The sequence below is a fragment of the Geodermatophilus sp. SYSU D00815 genome, from assembly GCF_054050035.1.
This window is the reverse complement of the sequence record NZ_JBJGYO010000011.1, coordinates 94,374-119,541: the sequence shown is the minus strand read 5'-3', so window position 1 is coordinate 119,541 and position 25,168 is coordinate 94,374. Positions and strand designations below refer to the sequence as shown.

General features: G+C 77.9%; 21 protein-coding genes. 6 read left to right on the top strand and 15 right to left on the bottom strand.

Annotation, left to right across the window (positions count from 1 at the left end):
* Positions 1 to 56: 56 nt before the first annotated feature.
* The 11 genes from ACI78S_RS14525 to mraZ all read right to left on the bottom strand — a co-directional run bounded on the left by ACI78S_RS14525 (position 57) and on the right by mraZ (position 13,434).
* Positions 57 to 848, bottom strand: coding sequence for a cell division protein FtsQ/DivIB (locus tag ACI78S_RS14525; RefSeq protein ID WP_456974458.1), 792 nt, complete (start codon positions 846 to 848; stop codon positions 57 to 59).
* Entirely contained in the window at positions 845 to 2,299 is a 1,455-nt protein-coding gene (murC, locus tag ACI78S_RS14520) for a UDP-N-acetylmuramate--L-alanine ligase (protein WP_456974456.1), read from the bottom strand. Before murC ends, ACI78S_RS14525 begins: the two co-directional genes overlap by 4 nt.
* Entirely contained in the window at positions 2,286 to 3,407 is a 1,122-nt protein-coding gene (gene murG / locus ACI78S_RS14515; RefSeq protein WP_456974454.1) for an undecaprenyldiphospho-muramoylpentapeptide beta-N-acetylglucosaminyltransferase, read from the bottom strand. Before murG ends, murC begins: the two co-directional genes overlap by 14 nt.
* Positions 3,404 to 4,900 (bottom strand): putative lipid II flippase FtsW, encoded by a 1,497-nt coding sequence (gene ftsW / locus ACI78S_RS14510; protein ID WP_456974452.1) that lies wholly within the window; start codon positions 4,898 to 4,900, stop codon positions 3,404 to 3,406. Before ftsW ends, murG begins: the two co-directional genes overlap by 4 nt.
* Before the next feature lie 7 nt (positions 4,901 to 4,907).
* The gene (murD, locus tag ACI78S_RS14505; protein ID WP_456974450.1) at positions 4,908 to 6,308 is read right to left on the bottom strand and encodes a UDP-N-acetylmuramoyl-L-alanine--D-glutamate ligase; all 1,401 of its coding nucleotides are present in this window, start codon (positions 6,306 to 6,308) and stop codon (positions 4,908 to 4,910) included.
* 1 nt (position 6,309) lies between these two features.
* Positions 6,310 to 7,389, bottom strand: a complete 1,080-nt coding sequence (gene mraY, locus ACI78S_RS14500; RefSeq protein WP_456974448.1) for a phospho-N-acetylmuramoyl-pentapeptide-transferase — start codon at positions 7,387 to 7,389, stop codon at positions 6,310 to 6,312.
* 166 nt (positions 7,390 to 7,555) lie between these two features.
* The gene (locus ACI78S_RS14495; RefSeq protein ID WP_456974446.1) at positions 7,556 to 9,118 is read right to left on the bottom strand and encodes a UDP-N-acetylmuramoyl-L-alanyl-D-glutamate--2,6-diaminopimelate ligase; all 1,563 of its coding nucleotides are present in this window, start codon (positions 9,116 to 9,118) and stop codon (positions 7,556 to 7,558) included.
* 82 nt (positions 9,119 to 9,200) lie between these two features.
* Positions 9,201 to 11,033 (bottom strand): peptidoglycan D,D-transpeptidase FtsI family protein, encoded by a 1,833-nt coding sequence (locus ACI78S_RS14490; RefSeq protein ID WP_456974444.1) that lies wholly within the window; start codon positions 11,031 to 11,033, stop codon positions 9,201 to 9,203.
* A 3-nt stretch (positions 11,034 to 11,036) separates the two neighbouring features.
* Positions 11,037 to 11,654 carry a hypothetical protein gene (locus ACI78S_RS14485; protein ID WP_456974442.1) on the bottom strand — a complete coding sequence of 206 codons (618 nt, stop codon included), beginning with the start codon at positions 11,652 to 11,654 and terminating at the stop codon, positions 11,037 to 11,039.
* Positions 11,651 to 12,625: a 16S rRNA (cytosine(1402)-N(4))-methyltransferase RsmH gene (gene rsmH, locus ACI78S_RS14480; protein ID WP_456974440.1), complete on the bottom strand. Its 975-nt coding sequence runs from the start codon at positions 12,623 to 12,625 to the stop codon at positions 11,651 to 11,653. Before rsmH ends, ACI78S_RS14485 begins: the two co-directional genes overlap by 4 nt.
* A 374-nt stretch (positions 12,626 to 12,999) precedes the next feature.
* Complete coding sequence (gene mraZ, locus ACI78S_RS14475; RefSeq protein ID WP_456974438.1) at positions 13,000 to 13,434, bottom strand: division/cell wall cluster transcriptional repressor MraZ; 435 nt, start codon at positions 13,432 to 13,434, stop codon at positions 13,000 to 13,002.
* Between the two features lie 235 nt (positions 13,435 to 13,669).
* Between mraZ and ACI78S_RS14470 the strand changes: the two genes are divergently transcribed.
* From ACI78S_RS14470 to ACI78S_RS14460, 3 genes are read left to right on the top strand one after another with little or no spacing between them, the layout of a single operon-like run.
* Entirely contained in the window at positions 13,670 to 14,653 is a 984-nt protein-coding gene (locus ACI78S_RS14470; protein ID WP_456974436.1) for an AAA family ATPase, read from the top strand.
* A 5-nt stretch (positions 14,654 to 14,658) separates the two neighbouring features.
* Complete coding sequence (locus ACI78S_RS14465; RefSeq protein WP_456974434.1) at positions 14,659 to 16,050, top strand: DUF58 domain-containing protein; 1,392 nt, start codon at positions 14,659 to 14,661, stop codon at positions 16,048 to 16,050.
* Complete coding sequence (locus ACI78S_RS14460; RefSeq protein ID WP_456974432.1) at positions 16,047 to 18,455, top strand: transglutaminaseTgpA domain-containing protein; 2,409 nt, start codon at positions 16,047 to 16,049, stop codon at positions 18,453 to 18,455. The genes ACI78S_RS14465 and ACI78S_RS14460 overlap by 4 nt, the downstream gene beginning before the upstream one ends.
* A gap of 208 nt (positions 18,456 to 18,663) precedes the next feature.
* Here ACI78S_RS14460 and ACI78S_RS14455 read toward each other — a convergent pair whose 3' ends face one another.
* Both ACI78S_RS14455 and dinB read right to left on the bottom strand, forming a co-directional pair.
* On the bottom strand, positions 18,664 to 19,062 hold the full coding sequence (locus ACI78S_RS14455; protein ID WP_456974430.1) for a DUF3040 domain-containing protein: 399 nt from the start codon (positions 19,060 to 19,062) through the stop codon (positions 18,664 to 18,666).
* Between the two features lie 124 nt (positions 19,063 to 19,186).
* Entirely contained in the window at positions 19,187 to 20,530 is a 1,344-nt protein-coding gene (dinB, locus tag ACI78S_RS14450; RefSeq protein ID WP_456974428.1) for a DNA polymerase IV, read from the bottom strand.
* 196 nt (positions 20,531 to 20,726) lie between these two features.
* Here dinB and ACI78S_RS14445 point away from each other — a divergent pair, with 196 nt between their 5' ends.
* The 3 genes from ACI78S_RS14445 to ACI78S_RS14435 are packed head-to-tail and all read left to right on the top strand — an operon-like array spanning position 20,727 to position 23,184.
* Positions 20,727 to 20,987: a BatC protein gene (locus ACI78S_RS14445; RefSeq protein ID WP_456974426.1), complete on the top strand. Its 261-nt coding sequence runs from the start codon at positions 20,727 to 20,729 to the stop codon at positions 20,985 to 20,987.
* Positions 20,984 to 22,264, top strand: a complete 1,281-nt coding sequence (locus ACI78S_RS14440; RefSeq protein WP_456974424.1) for a cupin domain-containing protein — start codon at positions 20,984 to 20,986, stop codon at positions 22,262 to 22,264. The genes ACI78S_RS14445 and ACI78S_RS14440 overlap by 4 nt, the downstream gene beginning before the upstream one ends.
* A complete protein-coding gene (locus tag ACI78S_RS14435) occupies positions 22,261 to 23,184 on the top strand; it encodes a sucrase ferredoxin (RefSeq protein ID WP_456974422.1) in 924 nt (307 codons plus the stop codon). Before ACI78S_RS14440 ends, ACI78S_RS14435 begins: the two co-directional genes overlap by 4 nt.
* On the opposite strand, the gene ACI78S_RS14430 is transcribed toward ACI78S_RS14435, so the two are convergent.
* Both ACI78S_RS14430 and ACI78S_RS14425 read right to left on the bottom strand, forming a co-directional pair.
* Positions 23,181 to 24,416, bottom strand: coding sequence for an alkaline phosphatase family protein (locus ACI78S_RS14430; RefSeq protein ID WP_456974420.1), 1,236 nt, complete (start codon positions 24,414 to 24,416; stop codon positions 23,181 to 23,183). The genes ACI78S_RS14435 and ACI78S_RS14430 overlap by 4 nt on opposite strands.
* Positions 24,413 to 25,162, bottom strand: coding sequence for a class I SAM-dependent methyltransferase (locus ACI78S_RS14425; RefSeq protein WP_456974418.1), 750 nt, complete (start codon positions 25,160 to 25,162; stop codon positions 24,413 to 24,415). Before ACI78S_RS14425 ends, ACI78S_RS14430 begins: the two co-directional genes overlap by 4 nt.
* Positions 25,163 to 25,168: the final 6 nt, after the last annotated feature.

Below are 25,168 nucleotides of genomic sequence, written 5' to 3'. Positions count from 1 at the left end.
CTCCGTCGGTGACGTGAGCTCGCGAGCGGTGGGGGGGCAGCGGGGTCCTCGTCCCGCTAGCGGAGCACCACCGCGTCCGGCGCGCTGACGTCGATCGCCGTCGCGGCCTCCAGCGTGCCGGCCGCGAGCTGCTCGAGCAGGGCGGTGAGCACCCTGCCCTTGGCCTCGCTCTCCCCCGCGTCCCCCCAGAGCACCGTCGTCCCGTCGGTCAGCGTGAGGGTGACGTCGTCGGGGTCGGCCACGCCCACCTCGGCGACGTCGGCGCGCACGCCCGCCGGGAGGGCGGCCAGGGCGGCCAGGCCCGCCGCCGTCGCCTCGTCGTCCGGCCCGGGGTCGGCGACGTCGAGCGGCACCACGCCGTCGGGCGCCGGCCCGGTGATCGTGTCGAAGAGCACGCCCTCCTCGTCGACGAGCACCCGCTGCCCGTCGTTGTCGACGACGGCGAGCGGCACGCGCTCGACCACCGTGACCACGACGCTGGACGGCCAGCCGCGGGTCACCTGGACCGACGCGACCTGCGGCAGCCGCGCCACGCGGGCCCGCGCCGCGTCGACGTCGACGCGCAGCAGCGGGGTGCCCGGCGCCACGCCGGCGGCGTCGCGCACCTCGTCGGCGGTGAGCGACCCGGCGCCGTCGACCTGCACCGTGCGGACGGCGAGGAGCGGGCTGGCCCACAGCACCCACACGACCGTGGCCAGCAGCGGGACCAGGAGCAGCAGCCGCAGCTGCGTGCGGCGGCGGCCGGCGGGTCGGCGGTCCCGGACCGGCCGCTGGTCCCGGACGGGCGCGGGCCGGGGTCCGGCCGAGCCGCGGGCGCGGTCGCGGGTGGTGGTGCCGGCGCGGTTCACCGGCCGCCGCCCGCGGGGCCGGGCGGGCCGCCGGGGTGGCGCCGCAGCGCCTCGAGCACCTCGGGGCCGACCATCGAGACGTCGCCGGCACCCATCGTCACGACGAGGTCGCCGGGCCGGGCGCGGGCGGCCAGCGCCGGCGCGGCGGCCGACCACGAGGGCTCGAACAGCACCCGCTCGGGGGGCAGGGGCACGGCGTCGGCGACCAGCGCGCCGGTCACGCCCGGGACCGGGTCCTCGCGGGCGCCGTACACGTCCATGACGACGACCTCGTCGGCCAGGCCCAGCGCGTCGCCGAAGGCGTCGGCGAACTCGCGGGTGCGGCTGTACAGGTGCGGCTGGAACGCCACGACCAGGCGGCCGTCGCCGGCCACCGCCCGGGCCGCGGCCAGCTGGGCGCGCACCTCGGTGGGGTGGTGCGCGTAGTCGTCGTAGACGCGCACGCCGCCGGCCAGGCCCTTGAGCTCGAAGCGCCGGTGCACCCCGCCGAAGCGGCCCAGCCCCTCGATCAGCCCCTCGGCCGGCAGGCCCAGCTCGAGGCCCGCCAGCAGGGCGGCGGCGCTGTTGCGGGCCATGTGCGCGCCGGGCACGCGGATGCGCACGCGGCCGAGCACCCGCCCGTCGAGGACCGCCGTCCAGCTGGTGGCGTCGCCGGCCACGTCGAGGTCGACGATGCGCAGGTCGGCGTCCTCGGCCGTGCCGTAGGTGCGCCGGCGGGCCTCCACCGGCACCGCGGCCAGCCGGGCGGCGCCGGGGTCGTCGGCGCAGAGCACCAGGAAGCCGTCGGGGTGCACGGTCTGCAGGAAGCGGTCGAACGCGGCCTCGACGGCGGCCAGGTCGCCGTAGTTGTCGAGGTGGTCGGCCTCGACGTTGGTCACGATCGCCGCGTGCGGGGAGAGCAGGAGGAACGAGCGGTCGCTCTCGTCGGCCTCGGCGACGAAGACGTCGCCCTCGCCGGCGTGCGCGTTGCTGCCCGACTCGTTGAGGGTGCCCCCGATCGCGAACGAGGCGTCGACGCCGCAGGCCTGCACGGCGACGGTGAGCATCGACGTGGTCGACGTCTTGCCGTGCGTGCCGGCCACGGCGACGCTGCGGCGGCCCGCCATCACCGCGGCCAGGGCCACCGCCCGCGGCAGCACCCGCAGGCCGCGGGCGCGCGCCTCGACGAGCTCCGGGTTGTCGTCGCGGATCGCGGTCGAGACGACGACGGTGGCGGCGTCGCCGAGGTGGGCGGCGTCGTGCCCGACCTCCACCCGGGCGCCGAGGGCGCGCAGGGCCAGCAGCGTGGGGGTGTCGCGCCGGTCGCTGCCGGAGACGCGCACGCCGCGGGCCAGCAGGATGCGGGCGATGCCGCTCATGCCGGCGCCGCCGATGCCGACGAAGTGGACGGCGCCGAGCTCCTCCAGCGAGGGCACCGGGCCCTTCCACGCGGCGACGTCAGCGGCGGCCATGCCGCGCCACCTCCAGCACGAGATCGGCCAGCTTCTCGTCGGCGTCGGGCGCGCCGGCGGCCCGGGCGTTGCGGGCGTACCCCGCCAGCGCCTCGGGATCGGTGAGCAGCGGCACGAGCGTCCGCTCGATCCAGGACGGGCTCAGGTCGGCGTCCTCGACCAGCAGCCCGCCACCGGCCTCGACCATCGGCAGCGCGTTGCGGCGCTGCTCGCCGTTGCCGATGGGCAGGGGCACGAACGCGGCCGGCAGCCCGACGGCGGCGAGCTCGGCGACGGTCACCGCGCCGGACCGGCAGAGGGCGAGGTCGGCGGCGGCGTAGGCGAGGTCCATGCGTTCCAGGTAGTCGACCACGACGTAGGGCGCCGCGCCCGCCGGCCGGGCCGGCACGGTGACGTCGGTGTTCTTCGGCCCGCGGGCGTGCAGGACCTGCACCCCCGCGCCGGTGAGGGCGTCGGCGGCGGCGACGGCCGCGCGGTTGAGCGAGGCCGCGCCCTGGGACCCGCCGAAGACCAGCAGCGTCGGCCGGTCGGGGTCCAGGCCGAACTGCGCGCGGGCCTCGGCCCGCCGGGCGGCGCGGTCCAGGCCCGTGATGGCCTGCCGCAGCGGCATGCCGACGAGCTCCCCGCGGTGCAGCGGGGTGCCGGGCGCGGTCACCGCCACCCGGGCGGCCAGCCGGGCGCCGATGCGGTTGGCCAGGCCCGGCAGGGCGTTCTGCTCGTGCACGACGATCGGGACGCCGGCGCGGCGGGCGGCGAGGTAGGCCGGCAGGGCGACGTAGCCGCCGAACCCGACGACGACGTCGGCGCCGAGCTCCCGCAGCAGCGCCCGGGTCTCGCGGACGGCGCCGACGACCCGGCCGGGCACCTTGAGCAGGTCGGGGGTGGGCTTGCGCGGCAGCGGGACCGGCGGGATCAGCCGCAGGTCGTAGCCGCGCGCCGGGACCAGCCGGGTCTCCATGCCGCGCGACGTGCCCAGGCAGGTGATCCGCAGGTCGCCGCCGCCGGGACCGCGGCGGCGCAGCGCGTCGGCCAGCGCCAGCATCGGCTCGATGTGCCCGCCGGTGCCGCCGCCGGCCAGCACGACGCTCGTGGCCGTCGTCGCGCTCACCGGGGCCTCCCCGGACGGCGGGACGCGGCCGGGCCGGCACCCCCGGCGCCGGGGCCCGGCACCGGCCGGCGCGGCGCGGCGCGGCCCCGGTCCTCCGGTGACGGGCGGACGCGGGGACCGCCGCGCGCGGCGCCGGCGGGCACGCGCGGGACGGTGCGGCTGCCGGCGACGGCGGGCCGGCGGGCCGGCCGCTCCCCGCCGCCGGCCGCGGGGCGCCGCCGCGGGCGCACGGGGTCGACCGGCTGCGCGGGCACCGGCAGCAGCCAGCGCGACAGGCGGCCCCGGTCGCGGCGCCGGGCCGACTCGATCGCCGCGGGCTCGGAGCGGGCGAAGCGGACCAGCAGGCCGACGATGAACAGGGTGAGCACCAGGGAGGTGCCGCCGGCGGAGACCAGCGGCAGCGTGACGCCGGTGACCGGCAGGAGCCCGACCACGTAGCCCATGTTCATCGCCGCCTGGCCGACCAGCCAGGTGGTGATGGCGACGCTGGCCAGCTGGACGAACCGGTCGGCCGAGCGGCGGGCGATGCGGAAGCCGGCGTAGGCCAGCACACCGTAGAGCGTGACCACCACCAGGCAGCCGAGGAAGCCGAGCTCCTCGCCGATGATGGCGAAGATGTAGTCGGAGTCGCCGTAGGGCAGCAGGCCCCACTTCATCCGGCTGTTGCCCAGGCCGACGCCCCAGAAGCCGCCGGTGGCCAGCGCGTAGAGCCCGCGCACGGCCTGGTAGCCGGAGTCGGTGGGGTCGGCGAAGGGGTCGAGGAACGAGGTGACCCGCGCCCACCGGTACGGCTCGCTGACCAGGTACGCGATGCCGACCAGCCCCACGGCCCCCAGGCCCAGCCACACCTTCAGCCGGGCGCCGCCGGCCCACAGCAGCGCCACCAGGATGACGGCGAAGGTCATGACGCCGCCGAAGTCCGGCTCGGCGAGCAGCAGCAGCGCGATCAGCCCGAAGGCCGGCAGCAGCGGCATCAGCAGCGAGCGCGTGGTGAGGTAGCGGTCGCGGGTGGCCAGCACGTGGGCGCCCCACAGGGCGAAGGCGAGCTTGGCCGGCTCCGAGGGCTGCAGCGTGCCGAAGCCGAGGTCGAACCACTGGCGGGCGCCGTTGAGCTGCAGGCCGATGCCGGGGATCAGCACCAGCAGCAGGAGCACGAGCGCGAGCAGCATGAACCGGCCCGACCAGCGGCGCAGGAAGCCGACCGGCAGCCGCAGGGCCACCAGCAGGGCGACCGAGCCCATCGCGGCCCAGGTGAGCTGCTCCACGCCGGGGGTCCAGGCGGCCTTGTCGTCGAGCGCCGCGGTCACCGACGAGGCGGAGAAGACCATGACCAGCCCGATGGCCAGCAGCAGGCCGGCCGCGCCGAGGACCAGGTGGCAGCTGGTCATCGGGCCGTCGAGCCACTCCGGGGGCTGCAGCCGCCGCACGCGGTAGCGGCGCGCGGTCGGGGGGGCGGTCGGCGCGGCGGCGTCGGGACGCAGCGTGGCGGTCATCGCGGCCTCAGCCCAGCGCGCGCACCGCGTCGGCGAAGGCGCGACCGCGGTGCGCGTAGTCGGTGAACACGTCCATCGACGCCGCCGCCGGCGCCAGCAGCACGGTGTCGCCGGGCGCGGCCAGCCGGGCGGCCTCGGCCACCACCAGCCGCATCGTCCCCTCCGCGGTGCGCCCCATCCCCTCATCCTCGCCGCTGGGCACCTCGACGACCGGCACCGAGGGGGCGTGTCGCGCCAGCGCCCGGGCGTACTCGGCCCGGTCGCGGCCGAGCAGCACGACGCCGGCCAGCCGCGGGGCGACGGCGGCGACGAGCGGGGCGACGTCGGCGCCCTTGAGCAACCCGCCGGCGATCCACACGACGCGGGGGTAGGCGGCCAGCGAGGCCGCCGCGGCGTGCGGGTTGGTGGCCTTGCTGTCGTCGACGTAGTCGACCCCGGCGACCGTGCCCACGCGCGCGTTGCGGTGCGCGCCGCCGCGGAAGCCCGCCAGGCCCCGGGCGACGGCCTCGGCCGGCGCGCCCCCGGCCCGGGCCAGCGCGGCGGCGGCGAGCGAGTTGACGACGTTGTGCGGGCCGGCGACCTGGAGGGCGTCGCAGCGCAGCAGCTCCTCCCCCGCCGGGTCGGCGGCGAAGGCGCGGTCGACGAGGACCCCGGCGCGCACGCCGAGCTGGCCCGGCGCGGGCTCGTCGAGGGTCACGGTGACCGGGCGCGGGTGCGCGGCGACCAGCGCGGCGGCGACCGGGTCGCCGGCGTCGGCGACGGCGACCGCGGCCGAGCGCAGGATGCGCGCCTTGGCGTCGCGGTAGGCCGCGAAGGAGCCGTGCCAGTCGACGTGGTCGTCGGCGACGTTGAGGACCGCGGCCGCGGCCGGGGCCAGCGACGACGACCAGTGCAGCTGGAAGCTGGACAGCTCGACGGCGAGCGCGTCGTAGGCCGGCGCGCCGTCGGCGCCGGTCTCGGTGACCACCTCGACCAGCGGGCGGCCCACGTTGCCCGCGGCCACCGCGTGCCGCCCCGCCGCGAGCAGGATCGCCTCGAGCATGGTGACCGTCGTCGTCTTGCCGTTGGTGCCGGTGACGGCGAGCCACGGGGCGGGCGGCTCGACGCGCAGGCGCCAGGCCAGCTCCGGCTCGCCGACCACCTCGACGCCGCGGCGGGCGGCGTCGGCCAGCAGCGGCGCGTCGGGCCGCCAGCCGGGCGAGGTGACCACCAGGTCGGTGCCCGGCGGCACCTCGGCGATGCCGCCCAGCCACTCCGCACCGCCCTCCAGCAGCGGGTCGACGGAGGCCGGGCGGGCGGCGTCGGCGAGCAGCACCCGCGCCCCGCGCGCCAGGAGCACGCGGGCGGCCGCGGCGCCGGAGACGCCGAGGCCGGCGACCAGCACGGTGCGGCCGGCGAGCACGGTCACCTCACAGCCCCACGAAGGCGAGCCAGTCGGCGTAGAACAGGCCGATCCCGAACGCCACCGCCATGCCGGTGACCAGCCAGAACCGCACGATCACGGTGTTCTCGCTCCAGCCGGCCAGCTCGAAGTGGTGGTGCAGCGGGGCCATCCGGAACACCCGCCGGCGGGTGGCGCGGAAGAAGGCCACCTGGATGACCACCGACAGCGTCACCGCCACGAACAGTCCGCCGAGGACGACGAGCAGCAGCTCGGTGCGGGTGACGATGGCCAGGCCCGAGAGCAGGCCGCCGAGGGCCAGCGAGCCGGTGTCGCCCATGAAGATCCGGGCCGGGCTGGTGTTCCACCAGAGGAAGCCCAGGCAGGCACCCATCGCGGCGGCCGCGACCAGGGTGATGTCGAGCGGGTCGCGCACCGCGTAGCAGCCGTCGATGAGCTCGTTGGTGCAGTCGTGGGTGAACTGCCAGAAGGAGATGAAGACGTAGGCGGCGAACACCATCGACGCGCAGCCCGCGGCGAGGCCGTCGAGGCCGTCGGTGAGGTTCACCGCGTTGGAGAACCCGGCGATGAACAGGTAGGCCAGGATCACGAAGCCGACCGCGCCGAGCTCCAGCGGCAGGATGTCGCGGACGAACGAGACGCTGGTCGACGCCGGGGTCAGCCCGTCGCCGTCCTGGAAGTTCAACGCCAGGACGGCGAAGCTCAGGCCGACGACGAGCTGGCCGACCAGCTTCGAGGTCTTGTTCAGGCCGAGGCTGCGCCGGTGCCGGATCTTGAGGTAGTCGTCGAGGAAGCCGACCGTGCCCAGGCCGACCATGAGGTAGAGCAGCAGCCACCCGGTGGTGGTGATGCCGCGGCCGGGCTGGCCGAGGAGGAACAGGTGGGCGATCAGGTAGCCGCCCACCGTGGCCACCACGATCACGGTGCCGCCCATGGTGGGCGTGCCCTTCTTGGACAGGTGGGACTCCGGGCCGTCGTCCCGGATCTCCTGCCCCAGGCCGTGCTTGCGGAAGGCGCGGATGGCGAGCGGGGTGAGCAGGATCGAGATGATCAGCCCGAAGCCGCTCGCGAAGAGGACCGATCTCACGCGCCCGCCCCGCTCGACGGCACCGCCGGGGCGGCTCGGTCCGGCACGTGCACCGACTCCTCTCGCGGCCGCCCTCCGGCGGCCCCTGCCCCTGGTGGCACGGCCCCGCGGGACATGCCTACACCGTGCGTCCGCCGGGCGCCCGCGCGGGCGGCGGGGGCGCGCCTCACGCCGTGCTCCCGGTGGCCAGCCGCGCGAGCTCCTCGCGCAGCACCTCCCGGTCGTCGAACGGGGTGACCACGCCGGCGACCTCCTGGCCGCTCTCGTGCCCCTTGCCGGCGACGAGCACGGTGTCGCCCGGCCGGGCCAGCCCGACCGCGGTGGCGACGGCGGTGCGCCGGTCGCCGACCTCCAGCACCTCGGCCCGCTCGGCGGGAGGCACGTCGCGGGTGCCGGCCAGCATCGCCGCGCGGATCGCGGCGGGGTCCTCCGACCGGGGGTTGTCGTCGGTGACCACGAGGACGTCGCTGCCGGCGGCCGCGGCCGCGCCCATGCCGGCGCGCTTGCCGGGGTCGCGGTCGCCGCCGCAGCCGAGCACCGTGATCAGCCGGCCGGTGGTCCCGGTGCGCAGGGCCTCCAGCGCGGTGCGGACGGCGTCGGGGGTGTGCGCGTAGTCGACGACGGCGACGAACGGCTGCCCGGCGTCCACCGGCTCCATCCGGCCGGGGACGACGGTGGTGGCGAGGCCGGCCAGCGCGGTGGCCGGGTCCACGCCGACTGCGTCGAGCAGCGCCACGGCCAGCACGGCGTTGGCGACGTTGAACCGGCCCGGCAGCCGGACGCGGCCGGGCCAGCTGCGCCCGCCGGGGCCGTGCAGGGTGAAGGTGGAGCCGCCGTCGGGGGCGGCGGCGACACCGGTCGCCGTCCAGTCGGCGTCGGCCCCCGAGCTCGAGACGGTGACCGGCCGCGGCCGGCCGGGCCGGTCGAGGAGGCGGCGACCGTAGGCGTCGTCGACGTCGACCACCTCGGCGGCGGCGCGGCCGTCGAAGAGCAGCGCCTTGGCGCGGAAGTACTCCTCGAGGTCGCCGTGGAAGTCGAGGTGGTCCTGGCTGAGGTTGGTGAAGCCGGCGGCGGCGAAGCGCAGGCCGCCGACCCGCCCCAGCACCAGGGCGTGGCTGGAGACCTCCATGACCACCGCCGAGACCCCGGCCTCGGCCATGGTGGCCAGCAGGGCGTGCAGCACCGGGGCCTCGGGGGTGGTGCGGGCGCTGGGCCACGTGGTGGGGACGCCGTCGCGACCGCGGGTGCGGGTCTGCACGGTGCCGATCAGCCCGGTCGCCCGCCCGGCGGCGGCCAGCCCCGCCTCGACCAGGTAGCTCGTCGTCGTCTTGCCGTTGGTGCCGGTGATGCCGATGACGGGCAGCCGGCTGCCCGGGTCGCCGTAGACGCGGGCGGCGACGTCGCCGAGCACGGCCCGCGGGTCGTCCACCACGCACACGGGCAGCCCCGCGGCGGCGGCCTCGTCGCGGCCGGTGGGGTCGGTGAGGACGGCGACCGCGCCGCGGGTGACGGCCTCGGGGAGGTGGCGGACGCCGTGGGTGCGGGAGCCGGGCAGGGCCGCGTAGAGGTCACCGGGCTGCACCTCGGCGGAGGCCAGGGTGACCCCGCGGACCGCCGTCTCCTCCGCGGGTCCGGCGACCGGCCGGCCGACGAGGTCGGCCAGCTCGGCGAGCGGCAGCGGCCGGGTACCCGCAGGCCGGGGCACCGACCCGGGGGCGGTCGGGATCACGGGGCTCCAATCTACCGGCGCGCGGCCCGGGGCCCGCGCACGCGCGCGGGCTGCCGGGGGCGTGCCGCGGCGGGGCGAGGGGTCAGGGACCCTCGAGGCGGAAGTCCGGCCGGGGGGTGCCCGAGGGGACGACGCCGCCGGCGGTGAGGGCGTAGCGCATGACGTCGGCGAAGACCGGCGCGGCCACCTGGCCGCCCTCCGCCGAGCTGGTCGGCCGCTCGAGGTCGACCGCGACCACGTACTGCGGGTCGTCGGCCGGCGCGAACCCGACGAAGGTGGTGATGTAGCCGCCGCCGTCGTAGCCGCCGGTCTCGGGGTTGGGCCGCTGGGCGGTGCCGGTCTTGCCGGCCACGCGGAAGCCCTCGACCTGCGCGAGCGGGGCCGTGCCGCCGGGCCCGACGACCGCCTCGAGCATGGCGGCCATGTCCGCGGCGGTCTCCTCGCTGATCACCCGCGTGCCCTCGGGGACGTCCGGGTGGGTGACCGTGCCGTCGGCCGCGGTGACCGACCGCACCACCCGCGGCTCGACGCGCACCCCGCCGTTGGCGATGGCCTGGTACATCGAGGCCATCTGCAGGGTGGTCACCGACACGCCCTGGCCGATCGGCACGTTGGCCGCCCGGCTCGCCGTCCAGTCGGCGGAGTCCTCCAGGATGCCGGCGCTCTCGCCGGGCAGCTCGATGCCGGTGGGCTCGCCGACGCCGAACGCCCGCAGGTAGCGCTCGAGCGTCTCGTCCCCGATCTGGCGGGCCAGCATGATCGTGCCGACGTTGCTGGACTTGGCGAGGATCCCCGTGACGGTCCAGTCGACCGGCTCGTGGTCGTGGGCGTCGGTGACCACGGCGTCGCCGGCCTGGATGTGCCCGTCGACGGTGAGCACGGTGTCGGGGGTGGCCACGCCCTCCTCGAGCGCGGCGGCCAGGGTCACCGCCTTCATCACCGAGCCGGGCTCGAAGACGTCGGACACGACGGGGTTGCCCAGCAGGTCCGGGTCGGTCCGCGAGTAGTCGCCGGGGTCGTAGCCGGGGCAGGAGGCCATCGCGACCACCTGGCCCGTGTGCACGTCGAGGACGACGGCCGAGGCGCGGGTGGTGGCGCCGTCGGCGCACGCCTCCGCCAGCCGCTGCTCGGTCACGTACTGCACGTCCTGGTCGAGGGTCAGGGTGACGGTGCTGCCGTCCACGGCGGGGGTGGACTCGTCGATGCCCGACGGGATGGGGTTGCCGCCGGTGCCGACCTCGACCCGGCGCTCCCCGTCGGTGCCGGCCAGCACGTCCTCGAAGCGCCGCTCGATGCCGGCCTGGCCGTCGCCGTCGCGGTTGACGAAGCCGACCACCTGCCCGCCCACGAACCCGGCCGGGTACAGCCGCAGCGGGTCGTCCTCGAGGAAGACGCCGGCGAGCTTCAGCTCGGTGATCTCGTCGGTGGTCTCCGGCGGCACCTGCCGGGCCAGGACGACGTAGCGGCCGTCCCCGGACAGCCGGTCGGTCAGCTCCGAGGCGGGGACGTCGAGCAGCGTGGTGAGCGCGAGCGCGGTGCGCGCCGGGTCGTCGACCACCGTGGGGTCGGCGACGACGCGGTAGGCGTCGACGGTGTAGGCGAGCGTGTTGCCGTCGCGGTCGACGATCTCGCCGCGCAGCGCCGCGATGGGATAGGTGCGCAGCCGGTCCTGCTGGGCGGCGGTGGCGTAGTCGCTGCCGTCGACGCCCTGCAGGAACACCAGCCGGACGAGGACGAGGACCAGCAGGACGACGAGGACGACCAGCCCCCAGCGGTGGCGCCGGCCGCGCTGCTCGAGGCTCAGCCCGCCGGAGCTGCGGCGGCTGCCCGGCGCGCGGCGGGGGGTGAAGGGGCCGGCCGCGCGCGGGCGCGGCGGGCGGCCGGTCGGGGGCGGTGGGCGCAGGGTGCTCGACACGCGTCAGTCCACCCCCGGGTCCTCGGTCCCGCCGTCGGTCTCCGCGTCGTCCTCGGTGCCGTCCTCCGCGCCGTCCTCGGTGCCGTCCTCGGCGGCCGGCTGCGGCGCGCCGCGCACGGTGGATCCGCCGTCGGGCTCGAGCACGAGGTAGGCCGGGGGCCCGGCCGGCACCAGCCCCGCCTCGGCCGCCTCGCGGGCGAGCTCGGCGGGGGTGCCGCCCTGCACCACCTGCCGCTGCAGGCGCTGGATCTCCTCCTGCCGCTGCGCGTTCTCGGTGCGCAGCTGGGTGGCCCTGAGCGAGTCGACCGCGATCGCGGTGTTCAGGAACAGCAGCCCGAGCGTCGTGGCCAGCAGCAGCGCGACGAGGAGCAGGACGAACGGGGCGCGCCGCCGCGGGGCCGGCCGCGCCCGCCGGGCCGCCTCCCCCGCCGGGACCAGCCAGAGGTCGGGCCGCGTGGGCGTGCTGCGGGTCGCGCGCCCCGCCGCCCCGGTGGCGGCGGCCGGGCGCAGGTCGCGCCCGCCGCGGGTGCGGACCGCACCGGTGCGGGGGGTGCGGCCGCGGGCCGGCGTGGTCCGGGGGGTGCCGGACGACGCGGCGGGCCGGCGCGCGGGGCTGCTCACGCCGCCCTCCGGATGCGCTCGGCCGCGCGCACGCGGGCGGAGGCGGCGCGCGGGTTCGCCGCGCTCTCGGCCTCCGACGGCGCCTCGCCACCCCGGGTGAGCAGCCGCAGCACCGGCAGGTGCTCGGGCAGCGGCACCGGCATGCCCGGCGGGGTGGCGTCGGTGGCGCCGGCGGCGAGGGTCTGCTTGACGATCCGGTCCTCGAGCGAGTGGAAGGTGATCACGGCGATCCGGCCGCCGACGGCGAGGGCGTCCAGCGCGGCGGGCAGGGCGCGGCGCAGCGCGCCGAGCTCGTCGTTGACCTCGATCCGCAGCGCCTGGAACGTCCGCTTCGCCGGGTGGCCGCCGGTGCGCCGGGTGGCCGCGGGGATCGAGTCGCGCACCAGCTCGGCCAGCCGGCCGGTGCCGGTGAACGGCTCGCGGTCCCGCTCGCGCACGATCGCGGCGGCGATGCGGGAGGCGAAGCGCTCCTCGCCGTACTCGCGCAGCACCCGGGCCAGCTCGCGCGCCGGGTAGGTGTTGACGACGTCGGCCGCGGTGCGCGGCGCGGTGGGGTCCATGCGCATGTCCAGCGGCGCGTCGGCGGCGTAGCTGAACCCGCGCTCGCGCCGGTCCAGCTGCAGCGAGGAGACGCCGAGGTCGAACAGCACGGCGTGCACCTCGGCCAGCCCGAGCCGGTCGAGGACGTCGGGCAGCTCGTCGAAGACCGCGGGCACGACGGTCGCCCGGTCGGCCAGGCCGGCGGCCGCGAGCCGGCGGCCGGCCTCGGCGCGGGCCTCGGGATCGCGGTCCAGGCCCACCAGCCGCAGCCCGGGGTGGGCGGCGAGCAGGGCGGTCGAGTGGCCGGCCAGGCCGAGCGTGGCGTCGACGAGGACGGCGCCGTCGCCGGCGCAGGCCGGGCCGAGCAGCTCGAGGACCCGGTCGAGCAGGACGGGCACGTGCACGGGGGGCACGTGCTCGGTGCTGCTCATCGTCGGCTGCCTCTCGAACGGGTCGGACGGCGTCCCCCGATGGTGACGGAGGGACGCGGCGGACTGTGGGAGCCGTGCGGCGCGGCGGGGCGGAGCGGGCGGCCCGGTGGGGCGCGGTGGGGGAAGTGGAGCCGAGTGGGGTGGCGTCCCGGGACGGAGGGGGGATCCCGTCCCCCGCGGGGCCCGCCTGGCGCCGGGGAAGTGCGTCAGGTGGGGCCCCGCGGGGACGGGGCGGCCCGCCGGTCCCCGGCTGCTCCTCGCGGGTGGACCGAGCCGCGGGGAAGGCGGTTCGGGCCGGTCCTGCTCGAGCCGCGGGGAAGACGGCTCGAACGGGCGCGCGGAGGTCCGGGTGGTGGCGGACGAGGTCTCGGGGGTCACGACAGCGTCGGCATCCCCTCGCTCTCCATGTCGGCGAAGGCGGCTTCCTGCTCGGCCACGTAGGCCTCCCAGGTGGCCGAGTCCCAGATCTCGAAGCGGGTGTCGACGCCCACCACGACCACGTCGCGGTCGAGGTGGGCGTACTCGCGCAGGTTGGCCGGGATCGTGATGCGGCCGGTCTTGTCCGGCTCCACCTCGACCATCGAGCCGAAGCTCATGCGGGCGCGCATGCGGGCGGCGGCGGTGTCGGCCGGGGCCATGGCGGCCAGGGCGGCGCTCTGCTCGGCGACGCGGGCCATGGTGAGGCCGTAGATGCAGCGCTCCTGGCCCTTCTTGATCACCATGCCGTCGGCCACCTGCTCGCGGAAGCGGACGGGAAGGGCGAGCCGGCCTTTCTCGTCGAGGCGCAGCGGATAGCTGCCGACGAACACCGGATCACCCCCGTCACTGGTCCTCCCCCGGTTGCGCAGCTCCCCCTGGTCCGGGAACTGCTCCCCACCGGGCGACACAGTAACCCACTGGCCCCCACTGGACACCACTCGTCGCCGTGTCGTGACCTTCCCGTCCCCTCCGAACGGCGCAGGTCAGCGCGGTCCGCGGCCAGGTGGGGCGCGGTGGGGCGCGCGACCGCCCTGAGGACGCGCCGGGGCACGTACCTTGGTGCGCGTGACGGAGGCGACACGGACCGCCGACGGAACGGCCGGGTCGTCGGTCGACGTCGCCGCGGAGGGCGCGAGGATCGCGGCCAACATCAGCCGGGTCATCGAGGGCAAGCCGGACGTCGTCCGTCTCGCGCTGGTGGTCCTGCTCGCGGAGGGGCACCTGCTCATCGAGGACGTGCCGGGCGTGGGCAAGACCACCCTTGCCAAGGCCCTGGCCGCGTCGATCGACGCCAGCGTCCGCCGCATCCAGTTCACCCCGGACCTGCTGCCCAGCGACGTGACCGGCGTCAGCGTCTACGACCAGGAGACGCGGGAGTTCGAGTTCAAGCCCGGCGCGATCTTCGCCAACCTCGTCGTCGCCGACGAGATCAACCGGGCCTCGCCCAAGACCCAGTCCGCGCTGCTGGAGTGCATGGAGGAGCGCCAGGTCACCGTCGACGGCGTCAGCTACGAGCTGGCCCGCCCGTTCCTGGTGATGGCCACGCAGAACCCGGTCGAGATGGAGGGCACCTACCCCCTCCCCGAGGCCCAGCGCGACCGCTTCACCGCGCGGGTCTCCATGGGCTACCCCGACCGCGAGGCGGAGCTGGCCATGCTCGACGAGCGGGCCACCGCCGACCCGCTGGCCTCCCTGCCCCCGGTCGCCGACGCCGCCACCGTCCGGGCGCTCATCGCCGCCGTGGGCGGGCTGCACGTCGCCGAGGCGGTCCGCCGCTACGTCGTCGCGCTGGTCGACGCCTCCCGGCGCTCGCCCGACCTGCGCCTGGGCGCCTCCCCGCGCGCCGGGCTGCAGCTGCTGCGCGCCGCGCGGGCCGCGGCGGCGCTGGCCGGCCGCGACCACGTGCTGCCCGACGACGTCCAGGCGATGGCCGTGCCGGTGCTGGCGCACCGGCTGCTGCTCACCGCCGACGCCACCCTGGCGCGCCGCAGCCCCGAGCAGGTGGTCGCCGACCTGCTGGCCACGGTGCCGGTCCCCCGCGGGCGCTGACCGCCGTGCGGGGCCGGGTCGGGACGGCGCTGTCCTCCCTGACGCTGCGCGGCCGGTGCCTGGTCGCGGCCGGCGGCACGCTGTTGGCGCTCGGCGCGGTGCTCGGCGAGCGGGCGCTGGTGCAGCTGGCCGTGTTCGTGCTGGCGCTGCCCCTGCTGTCGGCGGCCGCCGTCGCGCGAGAGCGGTTCCGGCTCGCCTCGCGGCGCACCGTGACCCCCTCCCGGGTGCCGCGCGGGCAGGACGCGGACGTGCGGCTGGAGATCACCAACGCCGACACCCGCACCGCCGGGCTGTGGCTGCTCTCCGAGCAGCTGCCGGCCGAGCTGGGCCCCTCCCCGGGCTTCGTGGTGGAGCGGCTGGCCGGCGGCGAGACGGCGGCGCTGGCCTACCGGGTCCGCGGCACCCGGCGCGGCCGGCACACCCTCGGCCCGCTGCGGCTGCGGCTGGTCGACCCGTTCGGCCTCGTCCTGCGCACCGCCACCGGCGCCGACACCGTCCCGCTGGTGGTCGTGCCGCGGGTGCGCGCCCTAGGCCCGGGCGGCCCGTCGGGCGGGCACGGCGGCGGCGGCGAGGGCGACCGCCGCTCGATCGCCGTCCACGGCGAGGACGACGTCAGCGTGCGGGAGTACCGGCACGGCGACGACCTGCGCAAGGTGCACTGGCGGACCACCGCCCGCACCGGGGAGCTGATGGTCCGGCTCGAGGAGCGGCCGTGGCGGGCGCAGGCGACGCTGCTGCTCGACACCCGCTCGCGCGCCCACCTGGTGGCCAACCGCGACGCCGCCGCGCGGGGGGCCGCGGAGATCGCCGGGCCGGCCGGCGACGACTGCCCGCCCCCCGACAGCCTGGAGTGGCTGATCGAGGCCGCGGCCAGCATCGGGGTCACCCTCGGCCGCCGCGGCGCGACGCTGCGGCTGGTCACCGAGTCCGGGGAGCTCTCCACCACCGGCGGGCGGGGCGGGCTGGCACCCGGCGAGCTCCTCGACGGGCTGGCCTCGCTGCGCCCGTCGAAGGTCTCGGGCCTGACCGCCGGCGTGGAGGAGCTGGCCCGCGCCGCGGGCGACGGCCCGGTGGTGTGCCTGCTCGGCGCGGTGGGGGCCGACGACGTGGCCGACCTGGTGCGCGCCCGCTCGGGCCCGGTCACCGACCTCGCCGTCCTGGCCGACATCGGCAGCTGGGCCGACGCGGGGCTGATGCGCGGCCGGCGCGCCCCGGCGGCCACCGCCCGCGCCGAGCTCGACCGGCAGCGGGACGACGCGGCCGCCCTGCTGCGCGCCGCCGGCTGGCGGGTCGCGATCGCCCGCGCCGACGTCGCCGTCGAGCAGGTCTGGGCCGAGCTGACCGGTCCGGCCACCGTCGCCGGCCCGGCCGCCGGCCGGCTGGGGGTACCGGCGTGACCCGGCAGGACACCACCTCGGCGGTGGCCGCGGCGCTGGCCACGCTGCTCGGCGCCTTCGCGCTGACCCCGGTCTTCGCCACGGCCGGCTGGTTCGGGCCCGTCCTCGCCACCACCGTCGTCGTGCTGGCCGGCGGGCTGCTGCTGCGCAGCGCCGGCCCGGCGCTGTGGGCGCGCGTCGCCCGCGGCCGCCCGGTCCCGCCGCGGCTCGGCGCGCTGGCGGTGCCGCTCGTGCCCCTCGGCCAGGTGGCGCTGGTCGGCTGCCTGCTCGTCGCGCTGTACGCCCCGGACGCGGCGCTGCTGGGTGTCGTGCCCACGCCCACCGCGCTGGGGGACCTCGCCGGGGTGCTGGCCGACGGCTCGGCCGAGCTGCGCGAGCAGGCCACGCCGGCGCTGCCGCTGCGCGGCCTGCTGGCGCTGACCGTCGTCCTGGTCGGCCTGGTCGCGATCGCCGTCGACCTGGTCGCCGTCGCCGGCCGGCAGCCGGCCCTGGCCGGCCTCGGCCTGCTCGTCCTCTACTGCGTGCCGGTCGCCACCATCACCGGCGGCATCGGGTTCACCGCCGTCGCCGCCCCTGCCGCGGGCCTGGCGCTGCTGCTGTGGGCCGACCAGAACCGGCGGTTGTCCCGGCGGGCGCAGCCGGGCCGCCGCGCCCCGCTGGGCACCGGCACCCTGCTGGCCGTCCGCACCGGCGTGCTCGCCCTGGTGGCGGGGCTGGTGCTGGGCGGCGTCGTCCCCACCCTGGCCGAGGGGTCGTTCACCACCGGGCTGGGCGGCGGCCAGGGCGACGGCAGCAGCACCGGCCGCGCCCTCGACCCCGTGGCCGCCCTGCAGGGCCAGCTCACCCTGCCCGAGGCCATCGACCTGCTGCGCGTCGACGCGTCGGTCGACGACCCCGGCTACCTGCGCGCGGTCTCCCTGGACGTCTACGACGGCGAGGCCGGCTGGACGCTGTCCAACCTCGACGGCGAGGAGTCCATCGTCGACGACGACCGGCTCGCGCCCCTGCCCGACCGCGAGCAGGGCCGCCCGATCACGGCGACGATCGACTCGGTCGGGCACGCCGACCGCTTCCTGCCGGTGCTCACCTCCCCGCAGGAGGTCGACGTCGCCGGCGGCGACGACGGCAGCTGGCGCTTCGACCCCGCCACCGGCACCGTCTTCGGCCGCGACGTCACCACCGCCGGCCTGTCCTACGAGGTGGTCGCGAGCCAGCCCCGGCCGTCGGTGGAGGCGCTCGAGGAGTCTCCGGCGCTGTCGGCCACCACGGCGGTGCAGGCGCGCTACACCGAGCTGCCGCCGCTGGACCCCACCGTGGTCGACCTGGTCCAGCAGCTGACCGCCGACGCCCGCACGCCGTACGAGCGGGTGCGGGCGGTCCTCGACCACCTCACCGACCGGGCCAACGGCTTCGTCTACAGCCTGTCGACCGCGCCGGGCACCACCGGCGACGACCTCGCCGACTTCCTGCGGCTGCGGCGCGGCTACTGCGAGCAGTACGCGGGGGCGATGGCGGTCATGGTCCGCGCGGCCGGGGTGCCGGCCCGCGTCGCGCTGGGCTACACCCCCGGTGAGGTGCAGCCCGACGGGACGCGGCTGATCACCAGCGACGACGCGCACGCCTGGGTCGAGGTCTACTTCGCCGACCTCGGCTGGGTGCCGTTCGACCCGACGCCGATCGCCACCGAGCGCCGCGTCGAGCTGCCGTGGGCGCCGCGCGCCGACACGCCGCAGGAGGACGGGCCGGCCGCCGACACCCCCCTGCCCTCGGCGTCGGCCACCTCCCGCCCCACCGTGGAGATCGACCGGGACGACCAGTTCGTCCCGCTGGACCTGCCCCAGGAGCAGACGGCCGGGTGGGTGCGGCCGGTCCTGCTCGGCGGCGGCGGCGCGCTGCTGGTCGTGGCGCTGCTCGCCACCCCGGCCGCGCTGCGGGGGCTGCAGCGGCGGCGCCGGCTGGCCGACGGCAGCCCCGCGGCGCTGTGGGACGAGCTGGCCGCCACCGCGCGCGACCTCGGGATGGCCCTGCACCCGGCCCGCACGCCGCGGCAGAGCGCCCGCCACCTGGCCGGGGTGGTGACCGGCTCGGCGCCCGGCGCGGCCGCGCAGCCGGCCGTGCGCCGTCCCGGCGACGGCGCGGCGACGGCCGCCGTCGACGCGCTGCGCCGCCTGGCGCTGGCCGAGGAGGCGGCGAGCTACGCGCGGCCGGGCACGCCCGGCGATCCGGGGCTGGCCGACGCGCTGCGGACCGCCCGCCGGGGGCTGGTGCGGGCGACGCCGCGGCGCGGGCGGCTGCGGGCCGCGGTGTGGCCGGCCTCGCTGGTGTCCGGCGCCGGCCGGCGCGGCGCCGGGGTGCTCGGGCGCCGGCTGGCCGCGCTGCTGCGCCGCCGCCCCCGCCCCGCCTGAGCGCGGTCGCCGCGGCCGGGATCAGCCGGCCTGGTCATGACGGGTCCTCCCTCGTGCCGGGACGCGTGGGAGGAGCCGTCGCGGTGGGGGAGGACGGCGGCGGTCGAGCACCGCCCGCCGGACGCGAACGGCGGCGGTCGAGCGCACCGCCCGCCGAACGCGAACGGCCGCCGTCCCGGGAGGACGGCGGCCGTTCGGAGGAGGGGGGCTACTGGTCGTAGCGGCGGCGGAAGCGCTCCTCGAGGCGGTTCTTCAGCGGCTGCTTGCGCGGGCGGCCCTTGCGGCCGGTGGTGCCGCGGGGAGCGGCGGCTCCGGGCGCGCCGGCGTCGGCGCCGCCGGAGGCGGACTTGTAGTTGAGGACGCCGAGCGCGGCACCGCCGAACATCACGAGGAAGCCGACGACCCCCAGCCAGACCGAGCCGGCGACGGCGCCACCGACCAGGCCGGCCAGGCCGAGCAGCACCATCAGCGCACCCAGCTGCAGCTTGCGGCGCGCCTTGAGGCGGTGGTCGCCGCTGCGGACCGAGGAGGCGAACTTCGGATCGTCGTCGACGAGGGCGCGCTCGATCTGCTCCAGCAGTCTCTGTTCGTGCTCGGAGAGCGGCACGTCGACCTCCAGTGGGCCCAAGCCAAGACCGCCGGCACGTCCGGCCGGCGTGCCATCGAGGATACGAGCCGATCGCAGGCTGCGAAAGGCGAGTCCGCGGCGACCCGCCGGGTTCGTCCGCAGATCACTCCCCCGGGTGCCCACCGGCTCCCGCCGGCGAGGCCGAAGGCCCCTGGTCGCCGGCCCCGGCCCGCCGTCGCGGCCGGTCGGGGCGCGGGATCGCCCGGCTCGCGGCCAGGCCGCCCTCCCCCTCGCCGCGGGCCCACCGGTCAGCGGCTGCGCCGCTCCCGGGGATGAGCGTGGCCGGGCGGACCGCGCCGGCCCCGAACCGGCGGGCGGCCCGGTCGGCGGCCAGCTCGGCCTCGCGCCGGCCGTGCTCGCGGGCGCCCAGCTCGAGCTGCCGCGGGGCGGCGTCGGCGTCGACCAGCCGCTCGGCCCGGACGCCGACCAGGCGGATGCGCGCGCGGTCCAGGCCGAGGGCGTCGAACAGGGCGCGGGCGGTGTCGTAGAGCTCCTGGCCGACGTCGGTCGGGACGGCGAGGGTGCGGCTGCGGGTGATCGTCGCGAAGTCGGCGAAGCGGACCTTGATGCTGACCGTGCGGGCCAGCGCCCCGTGCGCGCGCAGCCGGCCGGCGGTGCGCTCGGCCAGGCGCAGCAGCTCGCGGTGGATGACCGCGGGGTCGTCCACGTCGGTGGCGAAGGTCTCCTCCGCCCCGGTGGAGCGCTCCGGCTCGTCGGGCACCACCCGGCGGGGGTCGCGACCCCACGCCAGATCGTGCAGGTGCGACCCGGCCGCCGCGCCGACCGCCCGCTGCAGGGTGCGGGCCGGCACGTGCGCGAGGTCGCCCACCGTGCGCAGCCCCAGCCGGAGCAGCTGCTCCTCGGTCTTGGGGCCCACGCCCCACAGCGCGCCCACCGGCAGCGGGTGCAGGAAGTCCATGACCTCGGCCGGGCGGACGACGAGCAGCCCGTCGGGCTTGGCCGCGGTGGAGGCCAGCTTGGCCACGAACTTGGTCGGCGCCACCCCGACCGAGCAGGTGATCCCCTGCTCGTCGTAGACGCGGGCGCGGAGGTACTCGCCGATCTCGGCCGCGTCGCCCAGCCGCCGGCCGGCCCCGGCCACGTCGAGGAACGCCTCGTCCAGCGAGAGCGGCTCCACCAGCGGTGTGATCGACCGGAACAGCGCCATGACCGCCCGGGAGACCTCGGCGTAGAGGGCCATGTCGCCAGGCAGCACCGTGGCCGTCGGGCACAGCCGCAGGGCCCGGGCCGTCGGCATGGCGGCGTGCACGCCGTAGCGCCGCGCCTCGTAGGTGGCCGAGGTGACCACGCCCCGGTTGCCCGCGCCCCCGACGATCACCGGCGTGCCGGCGAGCTCGGGGTGCCGCCGCACCTCGACACTGGCGAAGAAGGCGTCCATGTCGACGTGCAGGACGGTGCACCCCTCGGCGCGGCCCGGCGACGGCATGGCGACCTCTCCTCCCTGCTCGAACGCCTGTTCGATACCCGGGCAGCGTAGCGGCCGAACCCGCCGCCGCCCGGGCGGCGCGCGCGGATCGGTTCGGTGGTGCGCGACCGATCAGGTGTGGCGCGTGATCGACTGCGGTAGGAAGGGCGCCGGAGGGGGCCCACCCGAGGGCGCCCGAGTCAGGAGCGGAGGAGCCATGGCGCTCGACGACGACGACATGACCAGCACGGAGGGCCCTGCCGACGGCGGTGCGTCCGGCACCCCCGGGGTGCACGACGGCGGTGCCGACGGTGGCGCGGACGGCGGTGCCGACGGTGGCGCGGACGGCGGTGCCGACGGTGGCGCTGATGGCGGTGCCGACGGTGGCGCGGACGGCGGTGCCGACGGTGGCGCGGACGGCGGTGCCGACGGTGGGGCCGACGGCGGGGCCGACGGCGGGGCCGACAGCGGCGCGTGAGCGAGGACCTCGCCACCCGGGGCCGGACGGGACCGTCGTCCCGTCCGGCCCTGTGGCGGTGCACGCACACCGATCCCGGGACGTTCGCCCGGGAGCACTGGGCCCGCCGGCCGCTGCTGGCCCGGGCCGAGGACACCGGTGAGTCCTTCGCCGACCTGCTGACCCTCGACGCGGTCGACGAGCTGCTCACCCGCCGCGGGCTGCGCACGCCGTTCCTGCGGATCGCCAAGGACGGCGCCGTCGTCGACGCCAAGCGGTTCACCGGCTCCGGGGGCGCGGGCGCCGAGGTCGCCGACCAGGTCTCCTCCGACGCCGTGCTGCGGCTGTTCGCCGACGGCAGCACCGTCGTCCTGCAGGGCCTGCACCGGCTGTGGCCGCCGATCATGGAGTTCGCCGACCAGCTGGCCGCCGACCTCGGCCACCCGACGCAGGTCAACGCCTACGTCACCCCGCCGTCCTCGCGCGGGTTCAGCCCCCACTACGACGTCCACGACGTGTTCGTGCTGCAGTTCGCCGGCGAGAAGCACTGGCGCATCCACGAGCCGGTGCACCCCGACCCGCTGCGCACCCAGCCCTGGCAGGACCGCGCCGCCGCCGTGGCCGCGGCCGCGCAGCGCGAGCCGGTGGTCGACACCGTGCTGCGGCCCGGCGACGTCCTCTACCTGCCGCGCGGCTACCTCCACTCGGCCGAGGCGCTCGGCGCGATCAGCGGCCACCTGACCATCGGCGTGCACTCCGTGACCCGCTGGGCCGCCGCGGAGTCGGCGCTCGACCTGGTCCGCACGCTCGCCGCCGACGACCCCGAGCTGCGCCGCTCGCTGCCCCTGGGCGTCGACCTCGCCGACCCGGACTCCCTGGCCGACGACGTCACCGCCGTGATCGCGGGGCTGCGGGAGTGGCTCGGCCGGGTCGACCCGGCCGAGGTGGCCGACCGGCTGCGCGCCCGCACCTGGGCCCAGGTCCGCCCCGAGCCGGTGGCCCCGCTGGCCCAGTCCGCGGCGGCCGCGGCCCTGTCCGCCGACACCGTGCTGCGGCTGCGGCGCCGGCTGCGCGCGCAGCTGCGCCCCGCCGTCGACGGGCGCGTGTCGCTCGTGGCCGGCCGGCGCAGCCACGAGCTGCCGGCGCAGACCGGCTCCGCGCTCGCCGAGCTGCTGGCCGTCGGCGAGCTCAAGGTGGGCGACCTGCCCGGTCTGGACCCCGCCGACCAGCTGACGCTGGCCCGTCGCCTGGTCACGGACGGGATCGCGACCGTGCCGGACGCCACCGGGACGGCGTGACCGCCGCCCCGCGGGCGGCTCGACCGGCGGGGCGGCTGGACCCGTCGCGCTGCTCGGTGCAGGCGCTGGCGCGGGGCGACGCGATGCTGGCCACCGCCTCCCTGGCCCAGCGGTGGCTGCTCGTGGAGCAGCCGGGTCCGTGGGGCCGCGACGCGCTGACGCAGTCCCGGTTCGACCGGACGGTGGCGCCGCTGCTGGCCCACCGGTGCCGCGCCGAGAACGTGCGGCTGCTGCTGGTGCGCCGCCCCGGCGACCGGTTGACCGACTCCGGCCGGCGGTGGGCCTACGTCGACTCGCGGCCCGGCCGGGAGGGCCTGTGGTGGTCGGTCCGGTCCGCCGACGCCGACCTGCTCGAGGCGCCGTGGGACGGCTCGGTCGGCGAGCGGGCCGGGGGCCCGGTGTACCTGGTCTGCACGCACGGGGGCCACGACGCCTGCTGCGCCCTGCGCGGGCGGCCGCTGGCCCGCAGCCTTCCCGCGCCGGGGCCGGCCGACGTGTGGGAGTGCAGCCACCTCGGCGGCGACCGGTTCGCCGCCAACGTCGTCGTCCTGCCGCACGGCTTCTACTACGGGCAGGTGCCCGGGGACGGCGCCGAGCTGGTGGCGGCGCACACCGCCGGGCGGGTGGCCCTGCCGTGGCTGCGCGGCCGGGCCGGGTTCGCCATCCCCGCGCAGGCGGCGCAGCACCTGGCCCGGGAGCGGCTCGGCCTGCTGGGGGTCGACGACCTGCGGCCGCTCGGGGTCCGGCAGCACACCGCGCCCGGGGCCGAGGTCGAGCGCTGGACGGTGACCCTGGCCGGCCCCGAGGGAGAGCTCGCGGCCACGGTCGAGAGCCGCCCGTCGGAGGCGGCGGCGCTGCTGACCTGCTCGGCCCGGCACCCCGCGCACCAGCGCACCTGGCGGCTGGAGTCGCTGACCTAGAGCGCGGCGCCCCGGGCCAGCAGCAGCGGGATCGCCAGCTCGGTCGCGGTGAGCGAGCCGTGGTAGGCGGCCAGCCGGCTCGGACCGGGCTCGAAGCGGCTCGCCGTGACCGCCCAGCTGCCGCGGGCCAGCGCGACGACGTCGCCGACCCGCGCGGCCACGCGGTCGTCGACCCGGCCGAACACCCCGGTGGCGATCGCCTCCTCGCGGCCGGCCACCCACGCCCGCTCCCCCAGCACGCCCCGCCAGCGGTCGAGCAGGTCGGCCTCCGCGCCGGGCACGGCGTGCACGTACCGGGCCCGCGGTTCGCCGGCCAGCACGCGGACGCCGTCGAGCAGGTCGGGCTCGTCGTCGACGTCCACCCGGGTGCCGGCGGGGACGTCGAGCATCCCGTGGTCGGCGGTGACCAGCAGCGCGGCGTCGTCGGGCAGGCCGGCGACGAGCTGCTCGACCATCCGGTCGACGATCGTCAGCTGCGCCCGCCAGCTGGCGGAGTCGACGCCGCGCACGTGCCCGGTGAGGTCGAGCTCGGAGGTGTAGGCGTAGACCAGCGCCCGCGGGGCCGCGCGCAGCGCCTGCAGCGTGACCGCGCAGAGATCGCCGGGGCCGACCACGCCCGCGTAGTCCGCGCCGCGGTAGGCGGCCTCGGACAGCCCCGACCCGCGGAAGGCGTAGGGCCCGACGGCGGTGACGGCCAGGCCGGCGTCCCAGGCCTGCTCGAAGACGGTGCGCCGGGCCTGCCAGGTCTGCGGGTCGGGGTCGTCGGTCCACTGGGTGTGGTTGAGCAGCCGGTCCTCCCCCGGCACGTCGGTGACGAAGCCGAGGACGCCGTGGCTGCCCGGCGGCAGGCCGGTGCCCAGGGTGGCGAGGCTGACCGGGGTGGTGCTCGGGCAGGGCGCCTGCAGGTCGCCGACCGGGGTGGCGAGCGCGGCGAGCGTGGGCGCGAGGTCGGCGTGCGCCCGCACCAGGTCGGCGCCCAGCCCGTCGACGAGCAGCACGGCGACGCGGCGGGCGCCACCGAGCGCCGAGGTGAGGCCGAGCGGATCGGCCGGCAGGTCGTCTCGCTCGACCGGCACCCCGACCGCGGCCGCCGCGCCGGGCAGCACGTCGGCGAGGGAGGCCGCGCCGTAGCGGGGCCGGACCAGGTCGGCCGGCAGCCGGAGGCCCCCTGGACGGGGTTGGGGGTCCTGCGCGGGCTCGGGGCGGGACCCTGGACGAGGCGGTCCGGTCACGCGAGCGTGGCCAGCACGTGCAGGCCGGTGGCGACGTCGCGGTAGGGCGACCGCCCGGCGAGGGCGAGCTCCAGCGCGCGGACCGCCGCGGGGTCGGCCCCGGAGGTCGCGTCGAGCAGGTCGGCGACGACCGAGACGCCGCGCCAGGCGGTCGCGCGCAGCCCGGCGCCCTCGACGAGGGCGAGCAGCTCCTCGGGGTCGAACCGGCGGCGGGCCGGCCGGGCCCGCCCGGGGGCGGGGTCGCGGTCCTCGACCAGGGCGAGCGCCTCGACGGGGTGCCCGGAGAGGGCGCGGGCCAGCACGGCGCCGGCGCGGTTGACCGTCGCGACGCTCACCTGGCCGCCGGGGCGCAGCGCGCCGGCGATCTCCCGCAGGGTGACCGCGGGGTCGTCGACGACCTCGAGCACCGAGTGGCAGAGGGCGAGGTCGAAGCGGCCCGCGCCGCCGGCCGCCGGCAGCACCTCGTGCAGCAGGTCGCCGTCGCCCTGCATGGCCCGTACGCGCGGGACGACCCCGGCGGTGCCGGCGCGCCGGCCGAGCGTGGCCAGGGCGTCGGCGCTGGGGTCGACCACGGTGACCTCGTGGCCGAGCTGGGCCAGCGGGACGGCGAAGATGCCGCTGCCGCCGCCGACGTCGAGCACGCGCAGCGGCGTGCCCCCGCGGACGACGGGGTCGAGGGCGGCCCAGACGGCCGCGGTGCGGGCGGAGAGCTGCTCCGCGGCGGCTGAGGCGGGGGCGGGCGGCACCCGCCC

What these genes read in the sequence shown, in the direction of transcription:
- murC (WP_456974456.1), bottom strand. Translation starts at nt 2,299, where the DNA reads ATGGCCGCCGCTGACGTCGCCGCGTGGAAGGGCCCGGTGCCCTCGCTG.
- ftsW (WP_456974452.1), bottom strand. Translation starts at nt 4,900, where the DNA reads ATGACCGCCACGCTGCGTCCCGACGCCGCCGCGCCGACCGCCCCCCCG.
- rsmH (WP_456974440.1), bottom strand. Translation starts at nt 12,625, where the DNA reads ATGAGCAGCACCGAGCACGTGCCCCCCGTGCACGTGCCCGTCCTGCTC.
- dinB (WP_456974428.1), bottom strand. Translation starts at nt 20,530, where the DNA reads ATGCCGTCGCCGGGCCGCGCCGAGGGGTGCACCGTCCTGCACGTCGAC.
- ACI78S_RS14445 (WP_456974426.1), top strand. Translation starts at nt 20,727, where the DNA reads ATGGCGCTCGACGACGACGACATGACCAGCACGGAGGGCCCTGCCGAC.